Here is a 15,801-nt window from a genome sequence, read left to right as displayed (position 1 = left end):
CTCGATGCCCCCATCAATAACGCCGTCACCCTCAGGTTGAACGCCTTAGCCATTGAGTCACAGCAAAACGCACAGCAGAAGGATTTGTCATGAGCATCGCCAATCTGGCACGCCGCGTGGTGCGGGCCCTCACCCCCTATCAATCCGCTCGCCGCATCGGCGGCAAGGGCCATGTCTGGCTCAACGCCAACGAGGCGCCGCAGGCCTATCCCTTCACCATCGAGGGAAATCGTCTCAACCGCTATCCAGAATGCCAACCGGCCGAGGTAGTCAACGGCTACGCCGCCTATGCGGGGGTCAACCCCGACCAGGTGCTGGTCAGCCGTGGAGCCGACGAGGCCATCGAACTTCTGATCCGCACCTTCTGCGAAGCGGGGGAAGATCAGATCCTCATCTGCCCGCCTACCTACGGCATGTACGCCATCAGTGCCGAGACCTGTGGCGTGGGCATAGTCGAACAGCCGCTTACCGCCTGTCGTCAGCCGGACTGGCCCGCCATCGCTGACCGCCTGTCTGATGTGAAGCTGGTGTTCCTCTGCTCCCCCAACAACCCCACAGGGGATCTGGTGGGCCGAGACGGCCTTATCGCCCTGCTGGAGAAAGCACGCAATCGCGCCATTATCGTGGTGGACGAGGCCTACATCGAATTTTGCCCCAAGGCGTCCGTGGTGGACTTGCTGGCCCGCTTCCCCAATCTGGTGGTGACTCGTACCCTCTCCAAGGCCTTTGCCCTGGCCGGGATCCGCTGCGGCTTTACGCTGGCAAGCCCTGAGGTCATCTCCATGCTGGCCAAGGTGATCGCCCCCTATCCCATCCCGGATCCCATCGCCCAGATAGCGGCGCAGGCGCTCTCCCCCATGGGGCTGGAGCTGATGCAGGAGCGGGTCGCCGAGCTCAACAAGCAGAAGGCGCTTATCAAGACAGCACTGACAGCGCTGCCTTGTGTGAGAGAAGTATTCGAGGACAAGGGCAACTTCATACTGGTGCGCTTCGTTGACAGCACCGCCGTGTTTGCCGCCATGAAAGCTGCCGGCATCATATTGCGGGATTTCTCCACCAAACCGGGCCTTGAGAACAGCATTCGCATTACCATCGGCTATCAGAACGAAATGGACGCCGTGCTTGCAGTCCTGCGTGATCAGCCCGTCAGTTTATAAGGATGTAATTTATGAAGACCCCGTTTTTGTTTATCGACCGCGACGGCACCCTGATCGAGGAGCCGGTGACCGACAAGCAGGTGGACAGCCTCGCCAAGCTGCGCTTCGAGCCCATGGTGATACCAGTACTGCGCGAGCTGCAGGCTGCCGGTTACGTGCTGGTGATGGTGACCAACCAGGATGGACTGGGCACCGCCAGCCTGCCGCTGGAGAACTTCCAGCCCCCTCACGACCTGATGATGCATCTCTTTGAATCCCAAGGGGTCAGCTGGGAGCAGGTGCTGATCTGCCCGCACTTCCCCACTGACGGCTGCAGCTGCCGCAAACCCCACCTCGGGCTGGTGAAGGAGTATCTCGCCTCGGGTCGCATCGACTTTGCCAACTCCTTCGTGATTGGCGATCGCCAGACCGATCTGCAGCTTGCCGAGAACATGGGCATTGGTGGCATTCGCTACCACCCGCAGGATCACAACTGGCTCACCATTCGTGATCAGCTGCTATCCAAGGGGCGCGTGGCCGAAGTGGAGCGCTACACCAAGGAGACCCGCATCAAGGTAGCCGTTGATTTGGACCCTTCTGCCACAAACAAGAGTGGCGGCAACCAGGTCGCCACCGGCATCGGCTTTTTTGATCACATGCTGGATCAGATAGCGACCCACGCAGGTTTCAGGCTCAAGCTGAACGTCAGCGGTGATCTGCACATCGACGATCACCACACGGTGGAAGATGTGGGACTGGCGCTGGGTCAGGCCATGCGCCAGGCCCTTGGCAACAAGCGCGGCATAGGCCGTTTCGGCTTCGTGCTGGCGATGGACGAGGTGCAGGCCGTGATCGACGCACGTCCCCTCACCGAGCAGGAAGTGAGTACGGCTCTGGATCTCAGCGGTCGCCCCTACTTCGTGTTTGACTGCCCGAGCGGCTTTGGCCGCGACAGCGTGGGCGAAATGGCAACCGAAATGGTGCCCCACTTCTTCCGCTCCTTGTCGGATGCCATGGCCATCACCCTGCAGATGAAGGTGGGCAGCGGCAACACCCACCACCAGGTGGAAGCACTGTTCAAGGGCTTTGGCCGCGCCCTGCGTCAGGCCATCCGGGTGGAAGGGAGCGAGCTCCCCTCCAGCAAAGGGGTATTGTGATGGATATGAGCAAACAGAAGCGGGTCATTATCGGCACAGCCGTGATGGTGAAAATCTCGCCAATCGACATAGGTAAGGCACGATGAACAATCAGAAACTGGTCATCATCGACACCGGCTGCGCGAATCTGGCCTCGGTCAGAATGGCGTTTGAGCGCCTCGGCGTGCAACCGCTGGTTTCCAGCAAGGCGGCCGATATCGAGCAGGCTGACAAGCTGATCCTGCCCGGCGTCGGCACGGCGGTGGCCGCCATGAAGAACCTCAACGAACGGGGGCTTGTGCCCCTTATTCGCGCCGCCAAACAGCCGCTGCTGGGCTTTTGCCTCGGCATGCAGATGCTGGCGGAAGCCTCCGAAGAGAGCATGATGACTGATGGCAGTGAAGGCCAGCTCATCGACTGCCTTGGCATAGTGCCTGGCAGGATCCGGCTGATGGATGTGGGCAATTTGCGCCTGCCCCACATGGGCTGGAACCAGATTGAGCACGACGGAACGCACCCGCTGCTGAGCGGCATTCCAAGCGGCAGCTACTTCTACTTCGTCCACTCCTACGCTTTGGAGGTGACGAAGGCGACACTCGCCACCTGCGATTATGGCCAGCCCTTTACCGCCATCGTGAGCCGGGACAACTTCTTTGGCGCCCAATTCCACCCGGAGCGCTCAGGCACAGCCGGTGCCCGTTTACTGAAAAACTTTCTGGAGCTGTAACAAGGATGATTATTCCCGCCATCGATTTGATAAATGGTCAGGTCGTACGTCTCTATCAGGGGGACTATGACCAGAAGACCGAATACAGCAGCAGCCCCCAGGCCCGCTTTGATGAATATGTCTCCCAGGGCGCTGTGCAGCTGCATCTGGTGGATCTGGACGGCGCCAAGGATGCAAAGGCCCGCCAGTTGCCCCTGCTGACCCAGCTGCTGTCGGCTACTGAAGCGCCTGTGCAGGTCGGCGGCGGCGTGCGCACCGAGCAGGATGTGGCAGACCTCTTGGCCGCCGGTGCCAGCCGGGTGGTGATTGGCTCCACTGCCGTCAAATCACCGGATCTGGTGGCAAGCTGGATGGAGAAATATGGCCCCGAGCAGATAGTGCTGGCGCTGGACGTCAATATCGATGCCCAGGGCAATCGCCATATCGCGGTGGCAGGCTGGCAAGAGAACAGCGGCGTGACCATAGAGGCGCTGATAGAGCGTTTCCTCCCTGCCGGTCTCAAGCATGTGCTCTGTACCGACATCAGCCGCGACGGCACCCTTTCCGGCACCAACGTCGAGCTCTATCGGGATCTCTGTGCCCGCTACCCGAGTGTGGGCTTCCAGGCCTCCGGCGGTATTGGTGGCATCGCGGATATAGAGGCGCTCAAGGGCACAGGGGTCAAGGGGATCATCCTTGGTCGCGCCCTGCTGGAGGGCAAGTTCTCGGTGGGCGATGCCATCGCCTGCTGGGCCAATGGCACGCTAGGCTGACGGCCTGGCCAGCAGGCATGGCATGGCATGGCATGGCAGCACAGAGGTTGGACAAACGCAGCTCCATCAAGGGGTAGGTCGAGGTAAGTCCTTATTACTCGGTAACAATTGACTCTATACTCGACTGATTGAAACAAGTCATGGAGGACTTATGTTCACATCTCACTCCGCCACCATACTGATCGTCGATGACTCGCCCGAGAATTTGATGGTGCTGACCGACCTGCTCTCGCCCACCTACCGGGTGCTGGCAGCCCAAAGCGGAGAGAAGTGCCTGCGGATTGCCACTGGCAAGACACTGCCGGATCTCATTTTGCTGGATGTGATGATGCCAGGCATGGATGGTTATGAAGTGCTCAAACAGCTGCGTACAAGTCCTGAAACCAGCCGCATCCCTGTGGTGCTGCTCACCGCCCTCGCCGACAGCCAGAGTGAAGAGTATGGACTGTCGCTGGGAGCGGCTGACTACATTACCAAGCCCATCAAGCCGGCCATTGTTCAGGCTCGGGTACGCACCCAGCTGGAGGCCAAGCAGGCCCGCGACGGCCTGCAGAGCCAGAATACGGCACTGGAGGCCGAAGTGGCGCGGCGGATGACAGAGAACGATCTGATCCAGCAGGTCTCCATCCGCGCCCTCGCTCACCTGGCGGAGATTCGGGATCCCGAAACCGGCAATCACATCTTGCGTACCCAGGGCTATGTTCGACTGCTGGCCAATGCCCTCGCCAGCCACCCCCGTTTTATCGATACCCTGACCCCCCGCTACATCGATCTGCTGAGCCGCTCCGCCCCCTTGCACGACATCGGCAAGGTGGGTATTCCCGACCATGTGCTGCTCAAGCCCGCCAAGCTGACAGTAGAGGAGTGGGAGGTCATGCGTACCCACGCCAAACTCGGTAGCGATGCCATCGAGGAGGCCGAACGGGATATAGAACAACCGCTGGCGTTTCTCACCCTGGCCAAGGAGATCGCCCACTGGCACCACGAAAAGTGGGATGGCAGTGGCTATCCGGACGGCCTGCGTGGCGATGAAATTCCTCTCTCGGCCCGCTTGATGGCGCTGGCCGATGTGTTTGATGCCCTCATCAATGTACGGGTTTACAAGGCCGCCATGCCCTATGACGAGGCGAGAACCCTGATCCTCAGTGGCACAGGCCAGCATTTCGATCCGGACGTGGTGACGGCATTTGACAACCATTTCGACCAGTTCGTTGCCATCGCAGAGCGCTACACGGATGAAAACGGGGCTCCGCATGGCTGATCAGCCGCCACTCACCCGAGCCTATGTTCTCAATATCGTCCTCACTTATGCAGCCGTGGCTAGCCTGTGGATCCTGCTCTCCGACAAGGCGGTGGAGTGGCTGTTCAGCACACCCAACCAGTTTGCGCTGGCCAGCACCATCAAGGGCTGGCTGTTTATCCTCATCACGGCGCTCATGCTCTATACCATGCTGCGTCGCCGCATTGACATGCCGACGGTCACCGCAGCACCCTCCCGTCGTCAACTGCTGCCCTTTATCCTGATCAACGGTCTCATCCTGGCGCTGACCGGCATGGCCATCGCCCAGAATATCAGCCACACCCAGGACAAGGAGGTGGCCCGGATCCAGGCGATTGCCGATCTCAAGAGCAAACGCATCACCGAATGGCTCAAGGCCCGTGAACGGGATACTCATCTGCTGGCCGAAAACACCCTCTACACCGGGCTATATCGCCAGAGAGATGACGCCCCCCAGAGTAATGGCCGTGAACAGCTGATGGCCCAGCTGGTCGAGTTCATCTCCATCAGGGGCTTCAGTGCAGCGACCCTGTTTAGCCCGGCAGGAAAAACGCTATGGCAGACATCTGGCGCGGGCAGCTTGAATTCAAGACTGCGTCATGCCTTTACCAAGGTAGAGGCAGGCCATGTCATGCGAGTGGGCCCCTACCTCGATGAGCAGGGTCAATCCAGACTCGACTTCATCGCCCTACTGCCCATCAAAGGAGCCCCTTCCCCCTTCATCGTGCTGCAGATCACCTCAAGCAATTGGCTCAACAATATTCTCAAGCAGTGGCCCATCCCGGACAGCAGTGGTGAAGCCCTGCTGTTTCGCAAGCAGGGCTATCAGGTGCAGTTTCTCAATGACGTGCGCTACCGCCCCGCCTCGGCCCTCACCCTGCAGATCCCCATCAGCAACGGCACCTTGCTGGCAGCCCAGTTTCTCAATGGCGGCGCCCGTGAAGGTCACCAGCAGGTGTTCTTTGGCAAGGATTACCGCGGTATCGAGGTCTTTGGCACCATCCACTCCGTCATGGGCACCGACTGGTATCTGCTGGCCAAGATAGACAAGGCAGAGCTCAACCAGGCCGCCTTCAGGGAGAGCGTCTGGATCGGACTCATCGGCCTGCTGGTGCTGTTCATTGCCAATACGGGCATCATATTGTTGCGCCAGCATACCCAGCTCTATATGGCCGAGCAGATCCGGCTATCCCAGGCAGGCCGCCTGCAGGCGCTGCAACTGCTCTCCGCCATTGCCGACAGCTCGGAAGATGCCATTTTCGCCAAGGATATTGATGGCAAATACATCCTCTTCAACCGCGCCGCCAGCCAGTTCGCCGGCAAGTCAGCCGCAGAGATACTGGGCCAGGATGATCAGGCCATTTTCCCCCCTGATCAGGCTCGCATGCTGATGGAGCTGGGCCAGCAAGTCATTGTCAATAACAAGGTACAGACCCAGGAAGAACATCTGACCCTGCCCTGCGGTGAACGGGTGTTTCTCGCCACCAAGGGTCCCTTGCAGGACAACGACGGCCAGGTGATCGGCATCTTCGGGATCTCCCGCGATATCACGGACTTCAAGCGGGCCGAAGCCGGATTGCGGGAACGGGAAGGGCTGTTTCGCGCCCTGGTCGAGCAATCCCTCGCCGGCATCTATATCATCCAGCAGGGCCAGCTCTGTTACATCAACCCGGGCTTCGCCCGTCTGTTCGGCCACAGCTCAACCGCCACCTTGCTGAAGGTGGGCACCCTGCATGGGCTGGCCAGTCCGAAAGACAGCGCCAGGGTCGCGGAACAGTTGCAGCGCAGCGAAGAAGAGGACACTGAGATACACACTCGTTTCACCGCCTTGCACCACGACCATCAGAACATAGAAGTAGAGCTGTACGGGCGGCGCGTCGATTATCGCGGCAAGCCTGCGGTACTGGGTCTGTTGCTGGACGTCACCGAGCGGGAACAGGTCGAACAGGCCCTGACCCGTCAGGCCGCTGAGCTACGTCAGCAAAACAACGAGCTGGAACGGTTCAACAAGGTAATGGTGGACAGGGAGCTGGCCATGCTGGCCCTCAAGCACCAGATCAATACGCTGTCAGTCCAGCTGGGACAGCAGCCGCCTTATCCTCAGGCCCCCACTCCGCCGGAGGAACTCCTATGATGAGCTGGTCTCAGCTGTTGCATGTCCGCCAGCCCTGGCAGCAGTGGGGGGCGTGCCTGCTGGCCGTTCTGCTGCCCATCCTCATGTTGCAGATCCGGGTACAACTGCCCATCGCCTTTGGTGAGCGACCGCTGCTGGTGCTCTTCATGTTGCCCATCATCGTCTGCGCCCTGCTGGGTGGCTTGCTGCCCGGCCTGCTCAGCACCCTCGTCAGCACGCTCGTCACCACCTATTTCATACTGCCCCCGATCCATTCAATGACCATTGCCGCCGGTCAGGATCTGGTGCAATGGGGGATACTGATCGCAAACGGCATCCTGATCAGTTTGCTCAGCGCCGCCATGCACAGATCCCGTGCCATGGAAAGCCAACGCTGGCAGGAGCTGATGAATATCCAGTCCCGTCTGCAACAGAGCGAAACCCGCTTCCAGGCAACCTTCGAGCAGGCCGCTGTGGGCATTGCCCTTGTCGCTCCTGACGGCAAGTGGTTAAGGGTCAACCAGCGACTGTGCGACATGGTCGGTTATCAGGCTGACGAGTTGATGGGCATGACTTTTCAGCAGATCACCCACCCGGACGATCTCTTTATCGATCAAGCCTATGTTGGCCAGATGCTGGCGGGCGAGCGGCCTCACTACACCCTGGAAAAGCGCTACCTGCGCAAGGGGGGCGACATACTCTGGATCACCCTCACAGTGGCGCTGGTTCGCGATCTCAAGGGAGAACCCGACTACTTCATCTCGATCATCGAGGACAATCAGCAACGCAAAGAGACAGAAGCAGCCCTGCGGCGCAACGAGGTGATACTGCATGAATCCCAGCATCTGGCCAAGATCGGCAACTGGCGCTGGCACATCGCCAGCAACAGCCATTTCTGGTCGCCGGAGATCTACCGCATCTATGGCCGTGACCCGGGCTTGCCCCCTGCCGTCTATCCCGAAGTGAAAAAGTACTTTACCCAGGAGGGGTGGCGCGCCATCGCCCAGTCTGTCGAGCGCTGCCTGCAAAACGGCCAGCCCTACGAGTGCGATGCAGAGGTGATCCACGAACAGGGTGACCCTGTCTGGGTCATCGCCCGTGGCGCCGCCTTGCGCGACAGCGAGCAGCGCCTGTTGATGGCCCAGGAAGGAGCCCACGTCGGCATCTGGGAGTGGGACATACTGAGTGGCCGCCTCTTCTTCTCCCCCGAATGTGCCCGCCTCTATGGCCGCAGCGTGGAGCAACTCTGCGAATTTCACGTCTGGCAAGGCAGCCTGCACCCGGACGACAGGGCCCGCATCGACCAGCTGCTGTCCGAGCTGCCACACACAGGCACACCGCTCGATATCGAGTTTCGCATCTTGCTACCCACTGGCGAGGTACGCTGGCTGGTGAGCAAGGGCAGCGTCTATCGGGATGCCCAGCAGCGCCCGGTGCGCCTGCTCGGCATCAATCTGGACATCACGGAGCGCAAGCAGGCAGAGCAGCAGTTGCGCCAGCTGTCACTGGCACTGGAACAGAGCCCGGACGGCGTCTTCATCACCGATATCCAAGGGCGTATCGAATACGTCAACGTCGCCTTCCTCGCCGCCAGCGGGTATCAGCAACACGAGGTGATTGGCCAGACCCCCACCCTGTTGCGTTCAGGCCTCACCCCCAAGGCCACCTACATCACGCTGTGGGATGCGATTCATCAGGGACAGCGCTGGCATGGGGAGTTCATCAACCGGCGCAAGGATGGCTCACACTACCAGGTGCTGGCCACCGTCTCCCCCATCCGTCAGGAGAACGGCGAAGTCACCCACTATGTGACGGTACAAGCCGACATCACGGAGAAAAAGCAGCTCGGCGAGGAGCTGGATCAATACCGCTACCACCTGGAGGAGATGGTCAACGAGCGCACCCTGCAACTGGCCCAGGCCCACCAAAGGGCGGAGAGCGCCAACCGGGCCAAGAGTGCCTTCCTCGCCAACATGAGCCACGAGATCCGCACCCCCATGAATGCCATTCTGGGGCTGACCTATCTGCTCAAGCGCGATACACCGGATCACACCCAGCACGATCGGTTGGAAAAGATCGACAATGCCGCCCAGCATCTGCTCACCATCATCAACGACATTCTGGACCTTTCCAAAATCGATGCGGGCAAGATGGTACTGGAGCAAGGCGACTTCTCCCTCACCGCCATGCTGAACAATGTCAGTGCACTGATGAGCGAACAGGCCCATGCCAAGGGGCTCACCATCATTGTCGATATCGGGGATTCCCCCGCCTGGGTCCACGGCGATATCACCCGATTGCGTCAGGCACTGCTCAACTATGCGGCCAACGCCATCAAGTTCACCGAACAGGGCTCCGTCACCTTGCGGGTAAGGGTCGAACGGCCGCTATCCAATGGGTATCTGCTGCGCTTCGAGGTGGAAGACACGGGCATCGGCATCAGCCCGGAGCAGCGCGAGAAACTGTTCCAGGCCTTTGAGCAGGCCGACGCTTCTACCACCCGAAAATACGGCGGCACCGGGCTGGGCCTCGCAATCACCAGTCGGCTTGCCACCCTGATGGGGGGAGAGGTCGGCGTGGAAAGCACCCAGGGCAAAGGCAGCTGCTTCTGGTTCACCGCACTGCTTTCACTGGGCCAGGGCGAACCGCAGCAAGCAGGACAGCTCGAACAGGCAGTGCAGCAGGCGCTCTTTTTCTCCAACCATGCCAGGGTGCTGCTGGTGGAGGACAATGCAATCAACCGCGAGGTGGTACTGGAGCTGCTCAACAACAGCGGCCTCATCATCGAAACTGCCGTCAATGGCCAGGAAGCGCTGGAGAGAGTCAGTCAGCATCCCTTCGATCTCATCCTGATGGACATACAGATGCCGCTGATGGATGGCTACACAGCCACTCGCGCCATCCGCACCCTGCCGGGCTGGGAGCAGCAGACGCCTATCCTGGCGCTGACGGCCAGCGCCTTTGAAGAGGACAGAAAGGCGTGCAAGGCTGCGGGCATGAACGACTTCATCGCCAAACCCGTCACCCCGGCCAAGCTGTTCGAGGCGCTGCAACAGTGGTTGCCCACCAGCACACCCGTACAGCCCAAATACCAGCGCCGGGCCAGCGACACCCTGATCGCCCCCCTCGTCCGGTTGCAAAACCTGCCAGGACTGGATCTGCAACAGGGGTTGGCCACGCTGCAGGGCAACCAGACCAAATACGTCGCCCTGTTGCGCCATTTCGCCAGCGAGCACTGCCAGGACATGGCACTGCTGACCAGTCATCTGCAAGCAGGCGATCAGACCAGTGCCACCCGACTGGCCCACACACTGCGCGGTGTCGCCAGCACACTGGGATTGGTGAGTCTGGCAGAGCAGAGCCTGCAACTGGAGCAAACGCTCTCTGGGGATGGCAGTGAACTGACCGACCAGATGTCCGCCATTACCGAAGTGCTTGCCACCCTGCTCGAACAACTGGGGGAGGAAGCACCGGCCCCTGCAACCATGCCAGCCCCCCTCACCAGCCATTGGCAGCAGCAGTTGCTGCGCCAGATTGAGGGCCTGCTGCTGCAAAGCGACACCGCCGCCATCCCCCTGTTCGAACAATATGCCGGCCCCCTGCTCATCAGTCTTGGGCCCAAAGGGGACACGCTGGCGCGGCAGCTGAAAATGTTCGATTTTGACGGCGCCCTCATCACCATCCGCAGCCTGCAAGCAGAAGAGGGGCACTCACCGGTAGCCCCCGATGCATCAAGCCGGCATCAGGGGGCGACGAATCAAGATAAAGGGTTGAATCACTGAATAAAGTCATGCATATAGTGTTGGTTCCCCTGTCGAACACGTTCCCTTGCGGCCACGTTTTCGCCCGGCTGGGCACCACCTGTTGAAGCATGCCGACGATCTTCACTCATTGGCCGTCTGACGCCCGCGTCATCCGGCAATAACGATGTTTTTAACCGTGCGTTACATGGAGCAACGAGCATGTTGTCAAAGCGTATTATCCCCTGTCTGGACGTCAAAGATGGCGTCGTGGTCAAGGGAGTGCAATTTCGAAATCATGAAGTGATGGGCGGTATCGTCGAGCTCGCCCGCCGCTACGCAGAAGAAGGGGCCGACGAGCTGGTGTTCTATGACATCACCGCCTCCAGCGATGCCCGGGTCGTTGACAAGAGCTGGGTGAGCCGGGTGGCGGAAGTCATCGACATCCCCTTCTGCGTCGCCGGTGGCATCAAAAGCGTTGATGATGCCCGCCAGATCCTGGAGTTTGGCGCCGACAAGGTGTCCATCAACTCACCGGCACTGGCGGATCCCGGCCTCATCACCCGTCTGGCGGAGCGCTTTGGCGTGCAGTGTGTGGTGGTGGGGATCGACTCCTACTTCGATGCCGACACTGGCCACTATCAGGTCAAGCAGTTCACCGGTGACGAGAGCCGCACCCGCACCACCGCCTGGCACACTCTCGATTGGGTGCCGGAGGCGCAAAAACGCGGCGCCGGTGAAATCGTGCTGAACGTGATGAACCAGGATGGCATGCGTCAGGGCTACGACCTCGAGCAGCTCACGCTGGTCCGCGCCATCTGCAAAGTGCCCCTCATCGCCTCCGGCGGCGCCGGAGCCATGGAACACTTTCGCGATGCCTTCACCCTCGCAGACGTGGACGGGGCCCTGGCTGCCTCCGTGTTCCACAAGGGCCTTATCCCCATTCCCGAATTGAAACGCTGGCTGAAAAATGAAGGAGTCGCCATCCGTGAATAATCAAGCTGTAAACAATGAGCTACCGCTCGCCGAGCGCCTGGACTGGGCAAAGTGTGATGGCATGATCCCCGCCATCGTCCAGCATGCCGCCAGCGGCGAGGTGTTGATGCAGGGCTTCATGACCCGCGAAGCGCTGGCACAAACCCAAACCACAGGTCAGGTCACCTTCTTCAGCCGCAGCAAGCAGCGCCTCTGGACCAAGGGCGAAAGCTCGGGCCATGTGCTCAAGCTGGTCGCCATCAGCACCGACTGCGATCAGGACGCTCTGCTGATCGCCGCCAATCCTGTCGGCCCCACCTGTCATCTGGGCACACCCTCCTGCTTCGACGGCCACCCTGTGCCGCCGCTCGGCTTCCTGGCAGAGCTTGAGCAGATCCTGGCATCGCGCAAGGGCGCAGACCCCGCCACCAGCTACACCGCCAGCCTGTACGGCAAAGGCACCAAGCGCATCGCCCAGAAGGTGGGTGAAGAGGGTGTTGAAGTGGCCCTGGCCGCCATGGCCAAGGATCGGGAGGAGCTCATCAACGAATCCGCCGACCTGCTCTACCACCTCACAGTCCTGCTGCAAAACGAGGGGCTGGGATTGAAGGATGTGGTACAGCGGCTCCATGAGCGCCATAACAAGTAATCGTAAAACTGATGTGAGAAACGGGCCCTGATGGGCCCGTTTCTCCTTATGACATTCAGTCATGGGCTCCTGTACCAGAAGCCTGCATGGGTAGTTTTCTTATTTAACCTATGCGAGTCCAGAAACTCATATTCACCGAGTCCATCTCCAGCAGGGTCAGATACTCCCCTGCGACCTCATCGTGCAGCCACTGCTGGCAATACGCCTCGGCCAACGACTGGCTGGGAGCCATCACCAGATCGGCATAGATGCCATCAGCACCGCGCAGCAGGCAGTGAACGATGAGTTCGGACTGCTTGGCAAGAAACTCGGCCTCCACCCGCTGTGACAAAACGAGCAGATCCTGCTCAGTCACTCCCTCTTTGAGCCTGAAGGTGGCAAACTCCAGCCCCCCAACCCCTTGCATGCTGCCATTGATTATCATCTCGCACTCTCCATTGATATCCGTGTGTTTGGAGAAGCCAGCATAGAAGGGAGCCACTGACAGCCTTGTGTCAGTAGCCGGCGCTATTTTTTAACCTCCAGAGGCGCCATCAAGCAGGGGATTTTCCGCCTGGCGTACGGCCAGGTAGTTCGCCAGCGTCACACCTGTAGGCACGGAGTCCTCTTTGGAGCACGGTTCTAGGCTGCCGATTCGATCCACTCTAAAGTCCCGGTATGCCAGGCGCAGTGCGCACCAGGCCCCCAATGTCCAGCATCCACCCCAGTAAAAGAGCCCCAGAGGATAGATGCGGCGCCGGGTCTGTCGGGCCAAGACATCATCGTAGCCGATCTCCAGCCAGTGACCCGCCGTGATGGCGTCGTGCAGCTTGTCCCAACGGGCGTACTCAGGACGCGCGGTCCGGTAATCGGGTACTCGCACCACGGGAGTTTGCCCGCGGCCAGGCCCCCTTTCTGGCAAGGCGGCCTCTATCTTGGCGAGCAGTGCCCGGGCCGGATCCGCCAGCCCCTTGCCGGTCAGCACAGCCACCAGGTTCACTCCTGTGATCAGCGCTTCCAGTTCGGCGTCGCTCAACTGCAGGGGAGCCAGCTCAAAGCCCTCGCTTAGCCGATAGCCCAGTCCCGCCTCCCCATAGACGGGGATACCCGCCAGGGAGAGATCGTCCATGTAGCGATAGATGGTGCGCTCCGATACGCAGAGACGCTCAGCCAGTTCGCGGGCGGTCAGGGGCTGATGAGCCCGCAACAGATTGGTCAATTGAAACAGTCGATCCGATTTTCTCACGGGCAACCTCTTGCTTGCCGAACTTGGCTGGCATGGTAATCCGGGAGGAGACACCTTGATACGCCTTTGTAGTTCGAGCGCCTCTCATGGGCCCTCAATACGATGACAAGCTAAGGCCGCAAGCATTGCCGGCCATCGCCGTGTCGGCACGCAAAACGGGCCCATCAGGGCCCGCTGCATTTCTTAAATGGCGCTGTATCCCCATTACCCCAGCTGCTGGCGCAGCATGTATTTTTGCACCTTGCCGGTGGAGGTTTTCGGCAGCGGGGTGAAGATGATCCGCTTGGGGGCCTTGAAGTGGGCCATCTGCTCACGGCAGAAGGCAATCAGCTCGGCCTGGGTAAGCTCGCGCCCCTCCTTGAGCTTGACGAAGGCACAAGGCACCTCCCCCCACTTCTCGTCCGGCATGGCGATTACCGCTACCTCGTCCACGTCGGGATGGCGATAGAGCACGTCCTCCACCTCCAGGCTGGAGATGTTCTCCCCGCCCGAAATGATGATGTCCTTGGATCTGTCCTTGATCTCCACATAACCGTCCGGGTGCCACACCGCCAGATCGCCGCTGCGAAACCAGCCCTCCGCCATCGCCTCGGCGCTGGCATCCGGGTTCTTGAGATAGCCCTTCATCACCAGGTTGCCGCGCAGCACTATCTCACCCAGGGTCTCGCCATCCCGGGGCACAGGCTCGCCGCTAACCGGGTTGATGACCCGCATCTCCCCCTGCAGCGGGGATGCCACCCCCTGGCGCGCCTTGAGGCGGGAGAGCGCAGTGGCATCCTGCCCCTGCCAGCTTCGCTGGGGTTCGCACAGCACGCAGGGACCATAGGTTTCGGTGAGGCCGTAAACATGGGTCACGGCGATCCCCATGGCCTCCATGCCGGCGATCACGGTGGCGGGCGGCGCCGCTCCGGCGGTCATCACCTTGATGGGATGATTGAGCCCATATTTAAGCGCAGGGTCGGCGTTGTTGAGCATGTTGAGGACGATGGGCGCGGCGCAGAAGTGGCTCGCCTTGTGCTCGCGCAGGGCATCAAAGATGGCCCCCGCCTGCACATGGCGCAGGCAGACACTCACCCCGGCGGTGGCCGCCAGGGTCCAGGGGAAGCACCAGCCGTTGCAGTGAAACATCGGCAGGGTCCAGAGATAGACGCTGTGCTTGGGCAGCTCCCAGGAGAGTACATTGTTGATTGCATTGAGGTGGGCACCGCGGTGGTGATAGACCACCCCCTTGGGGTTGCCCGTGGTACCCGAGGTGTAGTTCAGGGAAATCGCCTGCCACTCGTCATCCGGCAGCCAACCGGGCTCATCCCCGTTTCCCTGGGCAAGAAACTGTTCATAGTCGAGCTCGCTTATCAGCTCCCCCTCCCGATAGAGGGGATCGTCGATGGCGATGAGCAGCGGCTGCGTCTTGATAAGGGCCAGCGCCTTGCGCACCACGGCGCTGAACTCCCTGTCCACCAGCACCACTCTGCTCTGGGCATGCTGGAAGATGAAGGCCATGGACTCGGCATCGAGCCGGGTATTGAGGGTGTTGAGCACGGCGCCGCTCATGGGCACCCCGAAGTGGGCTTCGAACATCGCCGGGGTATTGGGGGCGACGATGGAGACTGTATCCTCCTCGCCTATGCCATGCCGACGCAGGGCCGAGGCGAGCTGGCGGCAGCGCCGCTCGGTCTGGGCCCAGTTTTGACGCAAGGCCCCATGGATCAGCGCCGGGTAGTCGGGATAGACCCGCGCCGCCCGGGCCAGGAAGCTTATGGGGGTCAGCGCCTCGAAATTGGCGGGGCTTTTATCAAGGCCGGCCTCGTAGATGTTCTGCTCTGTCATCGGGTTCCTTCCTCGCAGGTGGCACAAAGCGGCTGGATCGAATTGGGCGGGAGATCTCGCCGGCATCATGCACTGCACGGATCTCTTATGGGGCTGACAGCCTAGCAGCAGGGCCATGGCGGCAGGTATTAGCAAAACGTCTTAGGCGATGGCGCTGCCTGAGTTTTCACCCTGTCAGGCCGGTCACGATGCCGGGCATTGCCAGCCTTGAATAATATCTATCCATTATCAAACCGGCATGG

The 15,801-nt window shown here is 60.5% G+C and carries 12 protein-coding genes; 9 read left to right on the top strand and 3 right to left on the bottom strand.

The genetic code is table 11. From position 1 onward, the window contains the following. The first annotated feature begins 89 nt into the window (after window positions 1-89). The 9 genes from hisC (at window position 90) to hisIE (ending at window position 12,507) form a co-directional block, all read left to right on the top strand. Window positions 90-1,157 (top strand): histidinol-phosphate transaminase, encoded by a 1,068-nt coding sequence (gene hisC, locus GWQ29_RS11170; RefSeq protein ID WP_265422035.1) that lies wholly within the window; start codon window positions 90-92, stop codon window positions 1,155-1,157. 11 nt (window positions 1,158-1,168) lie between these two features. Beyond that, window positions 1,169-2,293 (top strand): bifunctional histidinol-phosphatase/imidazoleglycerol-phosphate dehydratase HisB, encoded by a 1,125-nt coding sequence (gene hisB, locus GWQ29_RS11165; RefSeq protein WP_275919443.1) that lies wholly within the window; start codon window positions 1,169-1,171, stop codon window positions 2,291-2,293. Window positions 2,294-2,375: 82 nt separating this feature from the next. Next, window positions 2,376-2,999, top strand: coding sequence for an imidazole glycerol phosphate synthase subunit HisH (hisH, locus tag GWQ29_RS11160; protein ID WP_275909238.1), 624 nt, complete (start codon window positions 2,376-2,378; stop codon window positions 2,997-2,999). Between the two features lie 5 nt (window positions 3,000-3,004). After that, a complete protein-coding gene (gene hisA / locus GWQ29_RS11155; protein WP_275919442.1) occupies window positions 3,005-3,751 on the top strand; it encodes a 1-(5-phosphoribosyl)-5-[(5-phosphoribosylamino)methylideneamino]imidazole-4-carboxamide isomerase in 747 nt (248 codons plus the stop codon). Window positions 3,752-3,902: 151 nt separating this feature from the next. Further along, window positions 3,903-5,012: a two-component system response regulator gene (locus GWQ29_RS11150; RefSeq protein WP_275919441.1), complete on the top strand. Its 1,110-nt coding sequence runs from the start codon at window positions 3,903-3,905 to the stop codon at window positions 5,010-5,012. Beyond that, window positions 5,005-7,164 (top strand): PAS domain S-box protein, encoded by a 2,160-nt coding sequence (locus GWQ29_RS11145; protein WP_275919440.1) that lies wholly within the window; start codon window positions 5,005-5,007, stop codon window positions 7,162-7,164. The genes GWQ29_RS11150 and GWQ29_RS11145 overlap by 8 nt, the downstream gene beginning before the upstream one ends. Then, window positions 7,161-10,925: a PAS domain S-box protein gene (locus GWQ29_RS11140; RefSeq protein ID WP_275919439.1), complete on the top strand. Its 3,765-nt coding sequence runs from the start codon at window positions 7,161-7,163 to the stop codon at window positions 10,923-10,925. Before GWQ29_RS11145 ends, GWQ29_RS11140 begins: the two co-directional genes overlap by 4 nt. Window positions 10,926-11,105: 180 nt before the next feature. Further along, window positions 11,106-11,879 (top strand): imidazole glycerol phosphate synthase subunit HisF, encoded by a 774-nt coding sequence (gene hisF / locus GWQ29_RS11135; protein WP_275919438.1) that lies wholly within the window; start codon window positions 11,106-11,108, stop codon window positions 11,877-11,879. After that, window positions 11,872-12,507 carry a bifunctional phosphoribosyl-AMP cyclohydrolase/phosphoribosyl-ATP diphosphatase HisIE gene (hisIE, locus tag GWQ29_RS11130; RefSeq protein WP_265422041.1) on the top strand — a complete coding sequence of 212 codons (636 nt, stop codon included), beginning with the start codon at window positions 11,872-11,874 and terminating at the stop codon, window positions 12,505-12,507. Before hisF ends, hisIE begins: the two co-directional genes overlap by 8 nt. Before the next feature lie 103 nt (window positions 12,508-12,610). On the opposite strand, the gene GWQ29_RS11125 is transcribed toward hisIE, so the two are convergent. The 3 genes from GWQ29_RS11125 to GWQ29_RS11115 form a co-directional block, all read right to left on the bottom strand. Continuing rightward, window positions 12,611-12,931 carry a hypothetical protein gene (locus tag GWQ29_RS11125; RefSeq protein ID WP_265432693.1) on the bottom strand — a complete coding sequence of 107 codons (321 nt, stop codon included), beginning with the start codon at window positions 12,929-12,931 and terminating at the stop codon, window positions 12,611-12,613. A 90-nt stretch (window positions 12,932-13,021) separates the two neighbouring features. Continuing rightward, on the bottom strand, window positions 13,022-13,705 hold the full coding sequence (locus GWQ29_RS11120) for a YafY family protein (protein WP_275919497.1): 684 nt from the start codon (window positions 13,703-13,705) through the stop codon (window positions 13,022-13,024). Window positions 13,706-13,936: 231 nt separating this feature from the next. Next, the gene (locus GWQ29_RS11115) at window positions 13,937-15,559 is read right to left on the bottom strand and encodes an acyl-CoA synthetase (protein WP_275919437.1); all 1,623 of its coding nucleotides are present in this window, start codon (window positions 15,557-15,559) and stop codon (window positions 13,937-13,939) included. Window positions 15,560-15,801: the final 242 nt, after the last annotated feature.

The sequence above is a fragment of the Aeromonas sp. 2HA2 genome, from assembly GCF_029237345.1.
Taxonomy (GTDB): domain Bacteria; phylum Pseudomonadota; class Gammaproteobacteria; order Enterobacterales; family Aeromonadaceae; genus Aeromonas; species Aeromonas salmonicida.
The sequence above is the reverse complement of the archived record's forward strand: the minus strand, read 5'-3'. Positions and strand labels throughout refer to the sequence as shown.